Genomic DNA, 16,980 nt, shown 5'->3' with positions numbered 1-16,980 from the left:
CATGTCCCTCATGGAGTGGTTCGCTGCACCCGAGCAATGGCTGAGCCGTTTGATCATGCAACGTGCCCTGGCGGGTGTCTATGTCGTCGCGTTCGTCTCGGCAGCACTCCAGTTCCGGGCTCTGCTGGGCTCGCGGGGCATCACTCCGGTGCCGGCCTTCGTACGCCTGGTGCCGTTCCGGGCCGCGCCGAGCCTCTTCCACTGGCGCTACTCCGACCGTCTGTTCGCCGCCGTCGCCTGGTCGGGCGCGGCGCTCGCCGCCGCCGTCGCCGCGGGGGCGGCGGACGCGGTGCCGCTGTGGGCGTCCATGCTGATGTGGGCGGTGCTGTGGCTGCTGTACCTGTCGATCGTGAACGTCGGGCAGGTCTGGTACGGCTACGGCTGGGAGTCGCTGCTGCTGGAGGCGGGCTTCCTGGCCGTCTTCCTCGGGAACGCGGAGACGGCGCCGCCGGTGCTCGTGCTGGTGCTGCTGCGCTGGCTGCTCTTCCGGGTGGAGTTCGGCGCGGGACTGATCAAGTGGCGCGGCGACCGCTGCTGGCGCGAACTGACCTGCCTGTACTACCACCACGAGACGCAGCCGATGCCGGGCCCGTTCAGCCGGCACTTCCACCGGCTGCCCGCGCGCCTGCACCGCGCCGAGGTGGCGGCCAACCACGTCACCCAGCTGCTCGTGCCGTTCGCGCTGTTCCTTCCGCAGCCCGTCGCGGGCACCGCGGCGGCGTTGATGGTGGTCACGCAGCTGTGGCTCGTCGCATCCGGCAACTTTGCATGGCTCAACTGGCTGACGATCGTTCTCGCGCTCTCCGCCCTGGACACCACACCCGTCACCGCCCCGCGTACGTACGGCGGCACCCCCGTCTGGTACGCCGTGCTGGTGTGCGCCGTCACCGCCCTGGTGGCCGTGCTGAGTTACCGCCCTGTGCGCAACCTCCTCAGCCGCAGGCAGCAGATGAACCGCTCCTTCGACAGCCTCCACCTCGTCAACACCTACGGCGCCTTCGGCAGCGTCACGCGCGTCCGGCACGAGATCGTCATCGAGGGCACCGACGACACGGAGCCGCCCGGCCCGGAGACCGTCTGGCGGGAGTACGAGTTCAAGGGCAAGCCCGGCGACGTACGGCGCCGCCCGCCCCAGTTCGCGCCCTACCACCTGCGGCTGGACTGGCAGATGTGGTTCGCCGCGCTGTCCCCCGCGAGCGCGCGCGGCTGGCTCGGCCTGTTCCTCCTGCGGCTGCTGCGCAACGACGCGCCCACGCTGCGCCTGCTGCGCGGCAACCCCTTCCCGGACGAGCCGCCCGCGTACGTGCGGGCGCTGCTGTACCGCTACCGCTTCACCACCCGGGAGGAGCGCCGCGAGACCGGCGCCTGGTGGCACCGCACGCTGGTCCGCGAACTGATCCCGCCCTTCGGCGCTAGCGCTTCGGAAGGGCCGGTGCGGCCGTGAGCGCGTCCGGGTCGTGGAACGTGAACTCGGCGGCGGAGGTGCGGTACAGCTCCGCGTACCGGTCCACCTTGTCCGGGTCCAGTCCGACGCCGAGCCCGGGGCCGTCCGGGACGTCCAGGCAGCCGTCCCGGTAGTTCTCCAGCGGGCCGCCGAACGCGCCGCGCACGATGTCGTCGGTGAGCAGCGCGCCGTAACCCTGGTTGGGCAGCAGGAAGTTGGGCGTGGCGGCGACGACGTGGACGGCGGCGGCCAGGGCGACGCCGAGCTCGCCGAGGCTGTGCTTCACCACCGGCAGGCCGGCGGCGGCGCAGATGCCCGCGGAGCGCTTCAGGTTGAGCAGTCCGCCGTCCATCTGCTGATCCACGGAGACCGCGTCGGCGGCGCCGTGCCGGATGACCGCGAGCTGGTCGGAACGGGTCCAGGACGACTCGTTGGCGAGCAGCGGCGTGCCGATACGGCCGCGCAGGTACGCCATCTCGGGCAGGTTGCGGCCGGACACGGGCTGCTCCACCAGCTCGAGGCCGTACTCCTCGAGGGCGCGTACGGCGCGCAGCGCAGCCCCCGGCGACCACGCCTCGTTGGCGTCCACGCGGATGCCCATGGCGGGCCCGGCGCCGTCCCGCAGGGCGGCCACGCGCGCGACGTCGGCGGCGAGTTCGCCGGCGCCGACCTTGAGGTAGCAGACCCGGGCGCCGGCCTCGGCGGCACGGCGGCCCTCGGCCCGTACGGCGTCCGCGCCGGCGGCCGCGACGTAGTGGAAGAACTCCACCCTGTCCCGGAAGCGGCCGCCGAAGAGGTTGACGAGCGGCTGCCCGCAGGTCTTGCCGAGCAGGTCCCAGCAGGCGGTCTCCACGGCGGCGATCGCCGGGCTGCTGGAGCCGGTGTGGTGCCACGTGCCGACCACGTCGACGCGCTGGATGAGCTGCTCGATGCGGAGCGGGTCGGCGCCGACCACGAGGGGCTCCAGGGAGCGCAGCACGCTGAGCACGATGTCGGCGGACGGATAGGCGGCGGCCTCGCCGAGCCCGGTCAGTCCTTCGTCGGTCTCGACCTCGACGAGGACGGAGACCAGTCCGGCGCGGCGCCCGAACGCCCACACCTCGTCGGTGCGGTACGGGACGGCCACGGGGGTGGCGCGGAGTGCGGTGATGCGCATGGGCGGGGTCCTCCGGACGGTGAACGGGCGGATGGCTGCGGGCGGTTGGCAGCGGGCGAATTGGCAGCGGGCGGTTGGCAGCGGGCGAATGACCGTGTGCTGATGACCGTGTGCGGTCGGCGACAGGCAGCGCCGTACGGGCCGTGCGTGGGCGCGCGGTGCGGTCAGCCGGTGACGATCAGCTCGCGGGGCGCCTCCGTGAGCAGTTCGCAGCCGTCGGCGGTGACGAGCGCCGTGTCGGAGACGACGTGCCCGGCGGGCCGCTCCACCCAGGACATGAGGTGGAAGACCATGCCCGCGCGCACCTTCGTACGGCCGCCCGCGCGGATGCCGGGCACCCTGCCGCCGCCGACCCAACTGGGCGGGAAGCCGATGCCGGTCAGATAACCGCAGTGGTGGCGCCGCGGCCGGTACCCGGTGGCCGCCGCCACAGCGCCCGCCCACGCCGCGTACACCTCGCCGGTGCGCGCGCCCGGGACAAGCGCTCCGGCCGCCGCCCGCAGCCCGGCGAGCGCCGCCGCGGCCGACTCGGCGACGCCGGGCGGCAGCGGGCCGCAGCGCAGCGTGCGGCTCATCGGCGCGTGGTAGCGGTGCACGCAGCCGGACAGCTCCACGAACAGGCCCTCGCCCGCCTCCAGCCGGTGCTCCCGCCACGTGACGTGCTCCTGCGCGAGCCGCGCCGTGGAACGGATCAGCGGCGCGAACCCCGGTTCCCGGCCGCCCGCTTCGGTCATCGCGGCGTGGACGCGGGCGGCGACCGTACGCTCGCTGACACCCGTACGGGCCGCGCCCAGTGCGGCGTGCATCGCCGTACCGGACACGTGCGCCGCTCTCCGTACGAGGGCGGATTCGGCCGGCGACTTCACCGTACGGAGCCGGGCCGGGAGCGCAGAGGCGTCGGCCCAGCGCAGCGCGGGCAGCGCGGCGCGCACCCGGGCCAGTACGGCGGGCGGCAGCCACATCGACTGCTCCTCGACGCCCACCACCCCGCCGGGCGGGGTGACTTCGGCGAGCACACGCGCGACCGTACGCGCCGGGTCGCGGCCCTCGCCGTACAGCGCGTGCCGTGCGCCGGGCACCTGCGCGGCCAGGGTGTGCCGTTCCATACGGCGCGCGACGAGGACGGGCGGGCCGTCGCGGGGCAGCACCACCATCGTGAACGCGAAGTGCCCCAGGTGGTCGAGGCCGAGGAGGTAGTGGACGTTCTCCGGGCTGGCGAGGGCGAGCGCGGCGAGCCCGCGGCGGCGCATCGCGGCGCGCAGGGCGGCGGTGCGGGCGCGGTACTCGTCCGGGAGGAACGCGGGGCCGTGTGCGGCACCGTCGGAGAGGCCCCGCACGCCACCGTACGGAGGCGCCGCGAGCAGCGGATCGGCTGTCATGCGGTCAGTGTGTGGCTGCTGTCCGCGGCACGACCAGCGACGATTTCCGATGGTGGCCGTTAGCGTGGCTACATGTTCTACGAGGTGCGGCGGCTGCGGCTGCTGCGGGAGCTGGCCGCGCACGGCACCATCGCGGCCACCGCCGAGGCCTGCCACCTCACCCCGTCCGCGGTCTCCCAGCAGCTGTCGCTGCTGGAGCGCGAGGCGGGTACCCCGCTGTTCGTACGCGACGGGCGGCGGCTGGTCCTCACGGAGGCCGCGCGGGTGCTCGTGGCGCACACCGAACGTGTCCTGGCCGAGCTGGAACGGGCCCGCGCCGAGGTGGCCGCGCTGCGGACCGGCGTACGCGGCACCGTGCGGCTCAGCGGCTTCCCGAGCGCCGCCGTGGCGCTGGCCGCGCCCGCGATCGCCGCCTGCCGGGCCGCCCATCCGGAACTGCGCGTGCTGCTCGGCGAGTCCGAGCCGGCGGAGTCCGTCGCCGCGCTGCGCGCGCAGACGTGCGACGTGGCGCTCGTCTACGAGTACGACCTGCTCCCGCGGATCAGCGACTCCGGCGTGGAGCTGCGGGAGCTGCTGCGCGAACCGCTGCTGGCGGCGCTGCCGCCGAACGCGGAGGCGCCTCCCGACGGTGGCGCCGTGGCCCTGGCCGGGCTGGCGGAGCAGCCGTGGATCGCGCCGCGGAGCGACACCGCGCTCCGTACGGTCATCGAACGGGCCTGCCAGAGCGCCGGGTTCGAGCCGCGCCTTGACTACACCAGCGACGACTACACCGTGATCATGTCGCTGGTGCAGGCGGGCCTCGGCGTCTCCGTACTGCCGCGGCTGGTGGCGGAGCCGCTCGCCTCGGACGTACGGCTGCGCGAGGTCGCCGGCCTGCGCCCGACGCGCACCGTCTCGGCGGCCGTACGCGCGGGCAGCGCCGCCGAGCCGCGCATCGCCGCGCTGACGGACGCGCTGACGGCGGCGGCCGAACGGTGGCGTGCGGAGCAGTCGCTCTGAACGGCGCCACAGGACGGCACCCGCCGCGGACGGCACCTGCCGCGGAAGGCACCGCAAGATCTGACGGCTCGGTGACGTCCTCCGGCGGAAGCCCCTGACGCGCTGGTCCGCGGCCTACGGTGACCCGGTGAGAACGACCCGCAGGGACCTCTGTGCCGCCCTCGCCGCCGTCCTGCTCTTCACCGCCGCGCTGCTCGTCGGGCGCCACCTGGAGAGCACCGACGGCTCACTGCACTTGCGCTGGCCGCCGCTGTACGCGTACTGGCTGCCCCACGTCGGCCCCGGTACGCCCGCGGCGCTCACCGTCGCCGTGCTCACGGTGGCGTACGGGCCGCCGCTCGCGCGCCGGCTGCGCTGGCGCGGCCTGCTGCTGGCGGGCTGGGCCGGTTCGACGGCGTGGCTGTGGTCGCTGGCGCTGATCGACGGCTGGCACCGGGGTGTGGCGGAGCGGCTGACGACGAAGTACGAGTACCTCCAGTCGGTCGGTGACGTGCACGATGTCGGCGCCACCCTGCGGACGTTCACCGACCACATCCCGTACGGCCCGGACCACTGGCCGGCCCATGTCGCGGGCCATCCGCCGGGCGCGCTGCTGACGTTCGTGGGCCTCGACCGGATCGGGCTGGACGGCGGCGCGTGGGCCGCCGTCTGGTGCCTCACGATCGCCTCGACCGCGGCCGTGGCGGTGCTGGTGACCGTACGGGCGCTGTGCGGAGAGGAGACGGCGCGGCGTGCGGCGCCGTTCCTTGTGCTCGCGCCGGCGGCCGTGTGGCAGGGCGTCTCCGCCGACGGCTACTTCACCGGCGTCACCGCGTGGGCGGTGGCGCTGCTCGCGCTGGCGGCGACGCGGCGGGTGCGCTTCCCCAGGGTGGCGGCGCTGGGCTCCGGGCTGCTGCTGGGACTGGCCTGCTATCTGTCGTACGGGCTGCTGCTGATGGCACCGGTGTGCCTCGGCGTGCTGGCCGCCGCCCGTACGGTGCGCCCGGTGCCGTACGTGCTGCTGGGCATCGTGCCGTGGGTGGTGGCGTTCACGGCGGCCGGATTCTGGTGGTACGACGGCTACTCCACGCTCGTCGGGCGCTACTACGACGGCGCGGCCGGCGTCCGCCCGTACGGCTACTTCCTGTGGGCCAATCCGGCCGCCAACGTCGCCGTCGTCGGCGTCGCCACGGTGGCGGCGCTGCGGCACGCGGGAGTGGCGCTGCCCGGCGCCGTGCGCGGGCTGCGGCGCGCCCCGGCGCACGGGGCCGGGGCGCTGGCCCTGCTGGTGGCGGGGGCGGCGTGCGCCGTGCTGGCCGCGGACCTGTCCGGGATGAGCAAGGCGGAGACGGAACGGATCTGGCTGCCGTTCACGCTGTGGCTGCTGCCGGCGGCGGCGCTACTGCCGGAACGGAGCTGGCGGTACTGGCTGTCGGCGCAGGCCGTCGTCGCGCTGACGGTCAACCACCTGGTCGTCACGGGCTGGTGAGCGCGCCGGCCCGTTCGGGAATGGGACCGGAATGGGACCGGAATGCTCTCTGCCATTTCATCCGCGGGCACTGACCCCTTCCCATGGCTGGAAATTCCCCAGGAATTCCGGAGTCCGCTCTCGTGCCGCTCTCCGCGTCGGCCGGATTGCTAGACTCGCGAACGTCAGAAGCGCGGCTGTCGACTCGGTCCGGCCGCGCTTACGGGGGACGTGCACTGAGGGGGTATTCCCATGACCGTTCGTCACGAGTGACGGCGCGACCGGCCGTCTGACGGCACCGCATCCGCGTTCCACCGGGACGCGCCTCCGCCCGCCGCCGGAACCGGGACCTCCCCTGCCCGGCCCGGGCAACGGCGGGCTTCCGCGCGCTCCCCCGCTTCCGCATGCCTTCTTTTTCCGGCGAGCGGGGCTGAGCGGCGCCCTTTTCTTTTTCCATGATTCGTCAGGAGGGCGATCATGACTTCCCTGCACGGCTCCTCGTCCCGCGCGCTCCACTCCGCGGCGGGAAACACCGTCAGCGGCAGCTTCGGCCGGATGTTCCCGAATCTGCCCGCACGCCGCCCCACCGGCCTCGAGACGGCGAAAGAATTCGGCCTTCCCGGCGGGACAATGGACGGCGGCGCCACCACTCCGGAACAGGAGAATCCGAAACTCGCCGCAGGCTTCACCTATTTCGGCCAGTTCATCGACCACGATCTGACGCTCGACGTCATGTCGCAGCTCGGCCGCACCGACGAGCCGTCCGAGCTCACCGACTTCCGTACGCCGCGCCTGGACATGGACACCGTCTACGGCTCCGGGCCGACGGTCAGCCCGCACCTGTACGCGCCGGACTCGCACGAGACGAAGCTGACCCTGTCCCGCGACGGCGTCGACCTCGGCCGTACGTCGCAGCAGGTCGCGCTGATCGGCGATCCGCGCAACGACGAGAACATGCTGCTGGCGCAGCTCCACCTCGCGATGATCAAGTTCCACAACGAGGTCGTCGACGCGCTGCGCTCCGGGCGGATCACCGACGTGTACGGGCAGCACCTGCCGCCGAAGCCGCCGGACGAGCCGCCCACCAGCCAGCCGGGCGTGCCCCTCGACCAGCTGCTGGACGTGGAGAACTACTACAACACCGTGTTCTCCAGCGCCCAGCGGCTCGTCCGCTGGCACTACCAGTGGCTGGTGGTGCACGACTTCCTGATGCGGGTCGCCGACCCGGAGGTGGTGCGGGACGTGGAGAAGAACGGCCCGCAGTTCTTCGTGCCGGGCGACTCCCCGTTCATCCCGGTGGAGTTCGCGGCGGCGGCGTTCCGCTTCGGCCACCCGACGGTCCGTTCCGACTACCGCGTCAACGACACGTTCGTCGGGAAGATCTTCCCGGACGACCCGGAGGCGCCCGCCATGCCGCGTACGGACCTGCGCGGCGGGCCCGTCCTGCCGGAGCACGCCGTCGACTGGGCGCGCTTCTTCCCGGTCGGCGCGGGCACGGAGCCGCAGTGCGCGCGGCGGATCATCGCGAGCCTCAACACCCAGCTCCTCGACCTGCCGGTGAGCGCCGTCCCCGGGTCGAAGGAGGGCGCGCTCGCGCGGCCGGTGGCCTCACTGGTCGTGCGCAACCTGCTGCGCAGCGAGACCCTCGGGCTGCCGTCCGGCCAGGACGTCGCGCGCAAGACCGGGGAGGCGGTGCTGAGCGACCGGGAACTCGGCACCACGGGCCCCGTCTACCTCTGGTACTACGTGCTGAAGGAGGCCGAGGTCCGCTCCGGCGGTCTGCACCTCGGGCCGGTCGGCAGCCGCATGGTGGCGGAGGTGCTCATCGGGCTCCTGGACGCCGACCCGTCCTCGTACCGGTACGCGTTCCCGCAGTGGAAGCCGACGCTGTCGGACGCGTACGGCCAGTTCACCATCGGTGACCTGCTGCGCTTCGCGGGCGCCGTACGGTCCTGACAGCTGCCTCGCAAGGGCCGACGTCCGCGATTCGTAAGCACGTGAACCCTCGGATCCGGGGCCGGCGCGCGGTGGGATGGAGGCATGAAACGCCTCTCACCGCCCCGGCTCCCCGAGGTGCCGCCCCGGCTCCGCGGGGTGCTGCCGCCCCGGTTCCGCGGACGGCTGCACGACCCCCGTACGGCCACGGCCGTCGGCCGCTGGCTGGGCGCCGCGGTGCTCGTGTGCTTCGTCACCGGGGTGGTCAGCCACGTCCTGCAGGAGCCGCCGGGCGTCCTCGCGGACCGGCTGCCGACCCGGCCGGTGTGGGGCTACCGGTTCAGCCAGGGGCTGCACGTGGCCAGCGGCATCGCGGCGGTGCCGCTGCTGCTGGCCAAGCTCTGGACGGTGTATCCGCGGCTGTTCGTGACGCCGCCGGTGCGCGGGGTACGGCACGCACTGGAGCGGCTGTCGGTGGCGCTGCTGGTGTCCTCCGGACTGCTGCAGCTGTTCCTGGGGCTGCTGAACACCGCGCAGTGGTATCCGTGGCCGTTCTCCTTCCGGCAGGTGCACTGGGCGCTGGCCTGGGTGCTGATGGGTGCGCTGCTGCTGCATCTGGCGGTCAAGGCGCCGCTGATCGCCGCGCACTGGCGGGAACGCCCGCCGGACATGCGGAAGGACGGGGCGAACACGAAGGACGCGACGAACACGAAGGACGCGACGGACCCGACGGACCCGAGGGACGAGTCCGACGCGCGGGACCGGCGGTCGCTGCTCCTCGGGGTCGGCGCCGCAGTCGGCGCGGTGACGGTGGTCACCGCCGGACAGACCTTCACGCCCCTGCGCCCCCTGGACCTGCTCGCGCCGCGCCACCCGGACCACGGCACACAGGGCCTGCCGGTCAACCGCACCGCCGCGCAGGCCCGCGTCTCCGCCACTGCCGTACGCGACTGGCGGCTCGACGTGACCGGGCCGCGCCCGTACGCGCTGGCGCTTCCCGAGCTGGCCCGACTGCCGCAGCACACGGAGGAGTTGCCGATCGCGTGCGTCGAGGGGTGGAGCGCGTCGGCGCGCTGGGAAGGCGTCCGCGTACGGGACCTCCTGGACCGCGCGGGCGCGGCCCGGTCACGTCGAGCCGCCAGTCGCGTACGGCAGTGGCGGAGACGCGGGCCTGCGCGGCGGTGCGGTTGACCGGCAGGCCCTGTGTGCCGTGGTCCGGGTGGCGCGGCGCGCGCAGGTCCAGGGGGCGCAGGGGCGTGACGGTATGTCCGGCGGGGGCCACCGTCACCGAGCTGAGCGCGGCGCCGTCCGCGCAGCGCAGCCACCGCCGGTCCCGCTCCAACGGCGCCTCTCGGGCCCGGTGGCACCACCCCCCAGGTCATCGGTTCGACAGGGGGGAACAGCCATGCCAGGCCCGGAGGCCAGCGGCCCTCTTGCAGGACCGCAGAAAACATAACGGGGGGGGTCGGGCGCCGGGGTGAAGCGGCCACCCCGGCCCCGCTCACATCAGGCCGGCACCACGTGGAAGAAGTGGGTCGGAAGGTGGACCGCGACCGACTCGTGGACCGTCGCGGAGACCGCCGTGCCCGGGGTGTCGAACGTGCCCGGCGGGGGCTCGGCGACGCGGATGACCGAGTGCGCGCCGTCCAGCAGGCGGGCCGCCATCGCGAAGTCGCCGACCAGCGCGCAGCCGGGTGCCACCTGGCGGTGGCGGCAGATCATCACCTGCTCGCGGGCGAGGTCGCCCAGCAGGCTGCCCGCGCCGACCAGTTCGCGGTAGTAGTCGCGGGGGTTGACCATCATCGCGTGGCCCGTGCCGCCGGACTGCTCGATCTCGTCGAACGCGGCCAGCACCCCCTCGACGTACGAGCCGCCGGTGTACGGGAGCCGCGCCACGTCCGGGTGGCCGGTCACGTCGTGGGTCAGGGCGCGGTTCTCGGCGGTGCCGAGGCGGACCATCAGGCGGTGGTCGATGAAGGCGGCCAGGGCGTCCTCGTGGCCGGCGAGTTCAGCGGGTATCTGCACCCAGGCGGTGATGGGCCGTACGTGGTGGGCGGCCGTGCCGAAGCGGTACGCGTCCTCGCGCAGGCCGGAGGCGGGGAGGCCGGAGGAGCCGGGCGGACGGGTCTCCGACCAGCCGTGCACGGTGTCGCCCTCGGCGAGCCGCTTCTTGAACAGGTTGCGTGCGGTCAGCCGCGGCCGGTCCTTGCCCGCCTGGAAGGCGTCGGTGAGCGTGAAGTCGAAGTGCACCTCGGCCTTCTCCGGGTCCTCCCGGAAGGCCGCGGCGAAGCGTTCGCCCTGGGTGGGAACGGTTCCGGTGCCGGTTGTGGTGCCGGTTCCAGCGGCGGTGCCGGTGGCGGTGGCGGTCATGGGCGGGCTCCCCTGTCTGGCCTGACGGACCTGTCGGACGTGTCAGATGGCGTGCTCCACCAGCCGCTCGTAGTACGGCAGGTGGTGCTCGTAGATGCGGCGCAGCCGCTCGTCGTTGTGGACGGTCACCTCGTACTCGCGCTCCGGCGCGTGGAACGCCGAGCTGGCGCTGGCGTCCAGGTGCCAGGGCCGGTTCGTGCGCCACTCGGGCCGCTCCCCCGGCTGCCAGCTGAGGGCGTCCGGGAGGTACGGGAGGCCGACCCGCGCGCAGTACGTCCCGACCTGGCCGGCGGGGTCGGCGAGCAGCCGTTCCGCGGCGAGGACGAGGGGGCGTACGCCCGTGGCGCGCCAGGCGAGTTCGTACAGCGCCCACTGGTGCTCGTAGCCCGCCTCGCGGCACTCCATCCCGGGCTTCACCGCGTGGTGGGAGGCGATGGCGCGGGCGGGGTCGCGGACGATGAAGGTGTGCGTGAAGCCCGCGATCTGCTCCGGGTGCTCGAAGAGGTGCGTGTAGTGGTACTCGAGGGTGTCCTTGAAGAACACCGGCCCGGCGGTGCCGAGTTCGGCGAGGTGGGCGAGGAGCGCGCCGGGGGTGCGGACGGTGGCGGTGCCTCCGTCCGCACCCGGCACGGTGACCTCGCCGTGGTCGGTGAGCAGCACCAGCGGCTCGTGGACGACCGTGATGTCCCCGCGCTCGATCATCATCCGCAGGAAGGCGGTCGAGACCGAGCGCGGGTGCGCCCACATGGCGATGACGGTCACTGCGGCCCCGTCACATCGACCAGGCCGTGGGCCGGCGGTCCCAGCGGTGTACGCGCAGCTCGCGGAGCAGGTCCGGGTCGAGCGGCCGCCCGTCGGACACGGCGAGGTTGGCGCGTACGTGCTCGGGCCTGCGCATGCCGGGGATCACGGTGGACACGGCGGGGTGGTGGAGGATGAACCGCAGCGACGCCTCGGGCAGGGACAGCTCCTCGGGGAGCGCCTTCCGCAGGGCCTCGGCGCGGTCGACGGTGGGGCCGAGGTTCTCGGGGCCGAAGTAGACGGCGCGCCAGTCGTCTTCGGGGAAGACGGTGTCGCGGGTGAGCTTGCCGGTGAGGCCGCCCTCGTCGAAGGGGACGCGGGCGATGATGGCGATGTCGTCCTGCCGGGCCCGTTCGAACAGCTCGTCCTCGGGGGCCTGGTCGAAGATGTTGTAGATGACCTGGACGACGTCGACGAGGCCGGTGTCGAGGGCGCGCAGGCAGTTGGCGGGCTCCCAGCGGTTGACGCTGATGCCGAAGCCGTCGATGATCCCGTCGGATTTGAGGTCCTCGACGGCGCGCTGCCAGCGCGGGTCGTCGGCCCAGCGGTCCTCCCACACATGGAACTGGAGCAGGTCCATCCGTTCCACTCCGAGGTTCTCCAGGCTGCGCTGGACGTACTCCCGTATGTGGCCGGGCGGGTAGACGTCGTCGAGGGTGTCGTTCGGGCCGGGGGGCCACTCGCGGTTCAGCGGCGGCACCTTGGTGGCGACGCGGAGCCGCTTGCCGGGGTGGCGCCGGAGGAGGTCGCCGAGCATGCGTTCGCTGACGCCGCGGCCGTAGACCCAGGCGGTGTCGAAGAACGTGCAGCCCTCCTCGACGGCAAGGTCCAGGCATTCGGGGGCGGTGCCGTAGTCCCAGCCGGTGAAGCCGCCGGGTCCGCCGCCGATGCCCCACATGCCGTAGCCGATCTCGCTGACCTGCCAGCCGAGCCGGCCCATCGTTCGGTAGTGCACGTCGTCTTCCTCGTCTTTCCGGTGTCAGTTGCGGTGTGCGGGGTCGCGGGGTGGTGTGCGGGTGGTGCGCTCCGTACGGGCGGCACGGGCCGTACGGGATGTGCTGCCGGTGAGTGTCCCCCGGTACGCGGCCAGGGCCGCCGCCAGGGGTCTCTCGCGTACGCCGTGCCGCGTGTCGAGCGCCGCGCAGCAACGGCGCGTGAACAGCGCCGGATTGTCGGCCAGCAGCCGCCGCAGGTCGGGGGTGCCGCCGGGCCCGGTGGCGGGCAGCGCGGCCAGCAGGGCCTGCAGTACGGCGGCCGAGGGGTCGGTGTCGCTGTCGGCGCCGTGCCGGAGCGCGGCCAGGAAGTCGTCGCTGGGCACGCGGCGAGGGCCGCCGCCCAGGTCGACGTCCGCGAAGTCGACGCTGCCGGGCCGGAAGACGTGGTAGACGGCGCCGGTCGGCGGCTCTCCGAGCCCGGCGACGAGGCGTGCCGCCGTCTCGTCCACCGGCGTCCAGTCCGAGTGCATGGGCACGTCGGGGCGTACGCCGAGCCGTACGAACGAGGACAGCAGCAGGTGCGTCAGCGCCTTCGGGTTGGGCAGGCCGTTGTCGGCGGCGGGCATCATCTCGCCGAGACGGTAGACGGTGACGGGTGCGCCGAGCTGCCGGGCGGCGGTGAGGAGCCGTTCCGCGGCCCACTTGGAGCGGCTGTAGCCGCTGGCCGGGAGGGTCGCCGCGGCCAGGTCGGCGTCCTCGCCGAGCCGCTGCCCGGAGTGCTCCGCGTGCCGGTCGAGGACGCCGAGGGTCGAGACGTGGTGCAGGTGCTTGGGCCGTACGGACAGCGCGAAGCGCAGCACCTCGGCGGTGCCCAGGACGTTGGCGCGGCGGTGTGCGGCGTAGCCGAGGAGGAAGTTGACGAGGGCGCCGATGTGCAGGACGGCGTCGCAGGACTTGGCGTACGCCTCCCAGACGGGCCGCCGCCAGCCGAAGTCCCGTTCGCCGACGTCGCCGCTGACGGCCTCCAGGCGCTCGGCCCAGTCCTCGTGCCACAGGCCCTGCTCGCGGAGGGTCCGCAGGAGACGGTGCCGGGCGTGGGCGTCGTCGCGGGCGCGGACGAGGCAGACGACGCGCGTGGCGGTGGCGGACAGCAGACGGTGCACGGTGCGGGCGCCGACGAAGCCGGTGGCGCCGGTGACGAGCACGGTGCGGGGCATGCCGTACGCCGGAGCGCCGTGCGGGCCGTACGGCTGTGTGCCGTACGACTGGGTGCCGTACGGCGGCGGGCCGTCGTCCGCCGTACGGGCCGCCGCCGCGAGCGCCGCCAGGTCCGCGGGCAGCACCGCGTCCCGTTCCAGCAGGGCGAGCTGGTCCTCCGCGGCCGGCGCGCCGCCCCGCTCCTGCCCGGCGGCGGGCCGGTCGCGGAGCGCGGCGGCGAGCGCCTCGGGCGTACGGTGCCGGTACAGGTCGGACATGCCGACGCTGACGCCAGTGGCCCTGCCGATCCGTATGGCCGCGGCGACGGCGGCCAGCGAGTCGCCGCCGCCGGCCAGGAAGTCGTCGCCGGTGCCGAAGCCGGGCACGTCGAGGACGGCGCCCATGGCGTGGGCGATGCGTTCGGCGGGTGAGCCGTCCGCCGGAGGCCCGGTCGGTGGTCTGGCCGCGTCCGACTCCAGCTTCTCCTCGACGATGCGGTGGAGTTCGCGCAGGTCGACCTTGCCGTTGTCGGACAGCGGCAGCGTCTCGAACACGAAGCACAGCCACGGCACCTGGATGCGCGGCAGCACGGACGCCAGATGGGCGCGGAGCGCGGCGGGCGTCAGGCCGTGTTCCGCGGCTTCGGCCGCGGCGGCGAGGACGAGCCGTGTACGCCCGCCGCGCCGCAGCGTCATCGCCTTGGCCTGCATCACGCCCGCGCAGCTCTCGGCGGTGGTCTCGATCTCGGCGAGCTCTATCCGTACGCCGTCCACCTTCGCCTGCCGGTCGCGGCGGCCGGAGAAGCGGAGCAGCCCGTCCGCGTCGTACCAGCCGAGATCGCCGGTGCGGTACAACCGTTCGCCGGGGACCCCGGGCACGGGGTTGGGCACGAAGACCTCGGCGGTGCGCTCCGGGTCGCCGAGGTAGCCGGCGCCGACGCAGGCGCCGCCGACGAGGATCTCGCCGACCGAGCCCGCGGGGAGCGGGCGGAGGCCGTCGTCGGCGATGACGGCGTAGCAGTTGTCGATCGGGCGCCCCAGCGGGATGTGGTCGCCCTCGGCGCCGGTGATGCGGTGGAAGACCATGCCGATGGCGGTCTCGGAGGGGCCGTAGCCGTTGGTGATCTCCAGCCCCGGCAGCATCGCGCGGAGCCGGTGCACGGCGTGCGGGATGATCTCCTCGCCGCCGACGACGAGGTGCCGCAGCGAACGCACCTTGTCCACGGCCGAGGGCTCGGCCTCGAGCAGCGCGACGAGCATGCCGAGGATGGCGGGCACGAAGTCGGTGACAGTGACCTGATGGCGGTCGATGGCCGCCACCGTGCGTTCCAGGTCCAGGAACTCGCCCTGTTCGGGGACGATCGTGCGGCCGCCGGTGGTGAGCGGCCAGAGCAGCTGCCAGATCGCGGAGTCGAAGGTGTGCCGGCTGTTCTGCAGGACGACCTCGTCGCCGGTGGCGCCGAAGTAGCGCGACATGAACCGGAACCGGTTGGTCAGCCCACCGTGCACGTTGACCGCGCACTTGGGCGCGCCGGTGCTGCCGGAGGTGAACACGCCGTACACCGGGTCGTACGGGCCCGGGTGCAGGCCGGGCCGTACGGTGCTCGGCCCGACCGCGGCCGCCGACACGACCAGCGCCGGGCGGTCCGTGCACAGCAGCGGGTGTGTGGTGAGGACGAGCGGCGCGGCGGCCAGCACGGAGCGCAGCCGCTCCTCGGGCCAGGCCGGGTCGCAGAGGGTGAAGACCGCGCCGGCCTTCATCAGCGCGACCATGCACAGCGGGAGTTCGACGCTGTTGCCGGCCACGATGGGCACGACGGCGCCGGGTCCGACGCCGGCGGCCGTCAGCTCGGCGGCCAGCCCGTTGGCGAGGGCGTCGAACTCGGCGTACGTCAGGGTCGTCCCGGCTTCGCCGCGCTCGCCCCGGTAGGTCAGGGCGGGCCGGTCCGGGGTCAGGTCCGTCTGCTCCTCGATGAGGGCGGCCACCGGCCGGTACGGGCCGTGGTCGACTCGGCTGCCGGCGAACTGCCAGGTCGCTTCCGACATATCTCCGAACTCTCCACTGGTGTCTGGGTGGGGCAGTGAGGCGGGAGTTCCGCGGCGCCGGGCAGGGGTGTGCGCGGTGCCAACGCGGTCAGTGCGGGGGGCGGTTCGCCCCCGGTGACGAGGACGGCGAGGAGTGCGCCGGCCGCCGGTGCGGTCTGGATGCCGTAGCCGCCGAGCCCGGCGAGCCAGCTGAAGCCGGGCACGCCGGGGTCGGGGCCGATGACGGGTGTGTCGTCGGGAGGCGACGTGCGCAGCCCGGCCCAGCGGGCGCGGAGCCCGTGGAACTTCAGGGTGGTGACGGCCTCGAAGCGCTCGACGGCGAGGGCCACGTCGAGGTCGTCGGGGCGTACGTCGCCGGGCGGCACCGGGGTGGCGTCCGCCGGGGAGAGCAGCAGCGCGCCGGACTCGGGCTTGGCGTAGAAGGTGTCGGCGACATCGGTGACCATGGGCCAGCGCGCCACGTCGGCGGCGGCGTAGCCGGGCCGGTGGCCGGTGCCGGGCCCGTGCGCCTGCCCGTTCCCCGGCGGGGGTACGGCGGCGAGCACGGCCGTACGGCGGCGTGGCACCAGCCCGGCGGGGCGGGCGCCGGCGAGCCCGGCGACCTGGTCGGCCCAGGCACCGGCGGCGTTCACGACGGCCTCGGCGGTGAACTCACGGGCGGCCTCCGGCCCTTCACGGCGGGCGGGACCGGGCCCCGCCGTCGTCGCGTGCCAGCGGCCGCCGCGCCGTGCCAGCGCGACGACGCGGGCGCCGGTGACGACCGTGCCGCCGGCGGCGCGCAGGCCGCGCAGGAAGCCCTGGTGCGCGGCGTCTACGTCGATGTCGCGGGCGCCCGGTTTGTACAGCGCGCGGCGGAACGCGTCCGGGCGCAGCGCGGGGCACAGCTCCAGCGCCCGTACGGCGTCCACCTCGACGGCGGGCTCCGGCGCGTCCGCGCCGGACTCCCTTGCCTCCTCGAACCCGGCCTCGGTGCCGGGGGTTTCGAGCGCCAGCACGCCGCGCGGGGCGAGCAGCGCGACGTCGGTGAAGCCGGGGGGCGGTGCGGCGTAGAAGTCGCGGGAGGCGCGGGTGAGGGCGCGTACGGCGGTGTTGCCGAAGTACTCGCTGAACAGCGCGGACGAACGCCCGGTGGAGTGGACGCCCGGGGTCCGCTCGGCCTCCAGCAGGGTCACCCGGTGTCCGGCGCGCGCGAGGTGCCAGCCCGCCGACGCGCCGGCGATGCCGCCGCCGACGATCAGGAACTCCCCCGTTTCCCCCGTCCGGTTCATGCGC

Annotated in this window: 12 protein-coding genes; 5 read left to right on the top strand and 7 right to left on the bottom strand. The window is 74.0% G+C overall.

Annotated features, from left to right (window positions below):
• Positions 1-10: 10 nt before the first annotated feature.
• The gene (locus DVA86_RS03965) at positions 11-1,444 is read left to right on the top strand and encodes a lipase maturation factor family protein (RefSeq protein WP_208884367.1); all 1,434 of its coding nucleotides are present in this window, start codon (positions 11-13) and stop codon (positions 1,442-1,444) included.
• Here the strand turns inward: DVA86_RS03965 and DVA86_RS03960 are convergent.
• Positions 1,413-2,600: a mandelate racemase/muconate lactonizing enzyme family protein gene (locus DVA86_RS03960; protein ID WP_208875818.1), complete on the bottom strand. Its 1,188-nt coding sequence runs from the start codon at positions 2,598-2,600 to the stop codon at positions 1,413-1,415. The two genes, DVA86_RS03965 and DVA86_RS03960, sit on opposite strands and share 32 nt — an antisense overlap.
• A gap of 164 nt (positions 2,601-2,764) precedes the next feature.
• A complete protein-coding gene (locus DVA86_RS03955) occupies positions 2,765-3,979 on the bottom strand; it encodes a M24 family metallopeptidase (RefSeq protein WP_208875817.1) in 1,215 nt (404 codons plus the stop codon).
• A 72-nt stretch (positions 3,980-4,051) separates the two neighbouring features.
• On the opposite strand from DVA86_RS03955, the gene DVA86_RS03950 reads away from it, so the two are divergent.
• The 4 genes from DVA86_RS03950 (at position 4,052) to DVA86_RS03935 (ending at position 9,551) form a co-directional block, all read left to right on the top strand.
• On the top strand, positions 4,052-4,978 hold the full coding sequence (locus DVA86_RS03950) for a LysR family transcriptional regulator (protein WP_208875815.1): 927 nt from the start codon (positions 4,052-4,054) through the stop codon (positions 4,976-4,978).
• A 127-nt stretch (positions 4,979-5,105) separates the two neighbouring features.
• On the top strand, positions 5,106-6,446 hold the full coding sequence (locus DVA86_RS03945) for a hypothetical protein (RefSeq protein WP_208875814.1): 1,341 nt from the start codon (positions 5,106-5,108) through the stop codon (positions 6,444-6,446).
• A gap of 456 nt (positions 6,447-6,902) precedes the next feature.
• Entirely contained in the window at positions 6,903-8,381 is a 1,479-nt protein-coding gene (locus tag DVA86_RS03940; RefSeq protein ID WP_208875813.1) for a peroxidase family protein, read from the top strand.
• Between the two features lie 84 nt (positions 8,382-8,465).
• The gene (locus DVA86_RS03935) at positions 8,466-9,551 is read left to right on the top strand and encodes a molybdopterin-dependent oxidoreductase (RefSeq protein WP_208875812.1); all 1,086 of its coding nucleotides are present in this window, start codon (positions 8,466-8,468) and stop codon (positions 9,549-9,551) included.
• A 315-nt stretch (positions 9,552-9,866) separates the two neighbouring features.
• On the opposite strand, the gene DVA86_RS03930 is transcribed toward DVA86_RS03935, so the two are convergent.
• From DVA86_RS03930 to DVA86_RS03910, 5 genes are read right to left on the bottom strand one after another with little or no spacing between them, the layout of a single operon-like run.
• The gene (locus tag DVA86_RS03930) at positions 9,867-10,730 is read right to left on the bottom strand and encodes a family 3 encapsulin nanocompartment shell protein (RefSeq protein WP_208875810.1); all 864 of its coding nucleotides are present in this window, start codon (positions 10,728-10,730) and stop codon (positions 9,867-9,869) included.
• Positions 10,731-10,772: 42 nt separating this feature from the next.
• On the bottom strand, positions 10,773-11,492 hold the full coding sequence (locus DVA86_RS03925) for a sulfotransferase-like domain-containing protein (protein WP_208875809.1): 720 nt from the start codon (positions 11,490-11,492) through the stop codon (positions 10,773-10,775).
• A gap of 10 nt (positions 11,493-11,502) precedes the next feature.
• The gene (locus tag DVA86_RS03920; RefSeq protein ID WP_208875808.1) at positions 11,503-12,486 is read right to left on the bottom strand and encodes an aldo/keto reductase; all 984 of its coding nucleotides are present in this window, start codon (positions 12,484-12,486) and stop codon (positions 11,503-11,505) included.
• A 24-nt stretch (positions 12,487-12,510) separates the two neighbouring features.
• Entirely contained in the window at positions 12,511-15,708 is a 3,198-nt protein-coding gene (locus DVA86_RS03915; protein WP_208875806.1) for a non-ribosomal peptide synthetase, read from the bottom strand.
• Positions 15,615-16,976, bottom strand: coding sequence for an NAD(P)/FAD-dependent oxidoreductase (locus tag DVA86_RS03910; protein ID WP_208875804.1), 1,362 nt, complete (start codon positions 16,974-16,976; stop codon positions 15,615-15,617). Before DVA86_RS03910 ends, DVA86_RS03915 begins: the two co-directional genes overlap by 94 nt.
• Between the last annotated feature and the right edge of the window lie 4 nt (positions 16,977-16,980).

Origin of the sequence: Streptomyces armeniacus, assembly GCF_003355155.1 — a bacterium.
GTDB lineage: Bacteria > Actinomycetota > Actinomycetes > Streptomycetales > Streptomycetaceae > Streptomyces > Streptomyces armeniacus.
The sequence above is the reverse complement of the archived record's forward strand: the minus strand, read 5'-3'. Positions and strand labels throughout refer to the sequence as shown.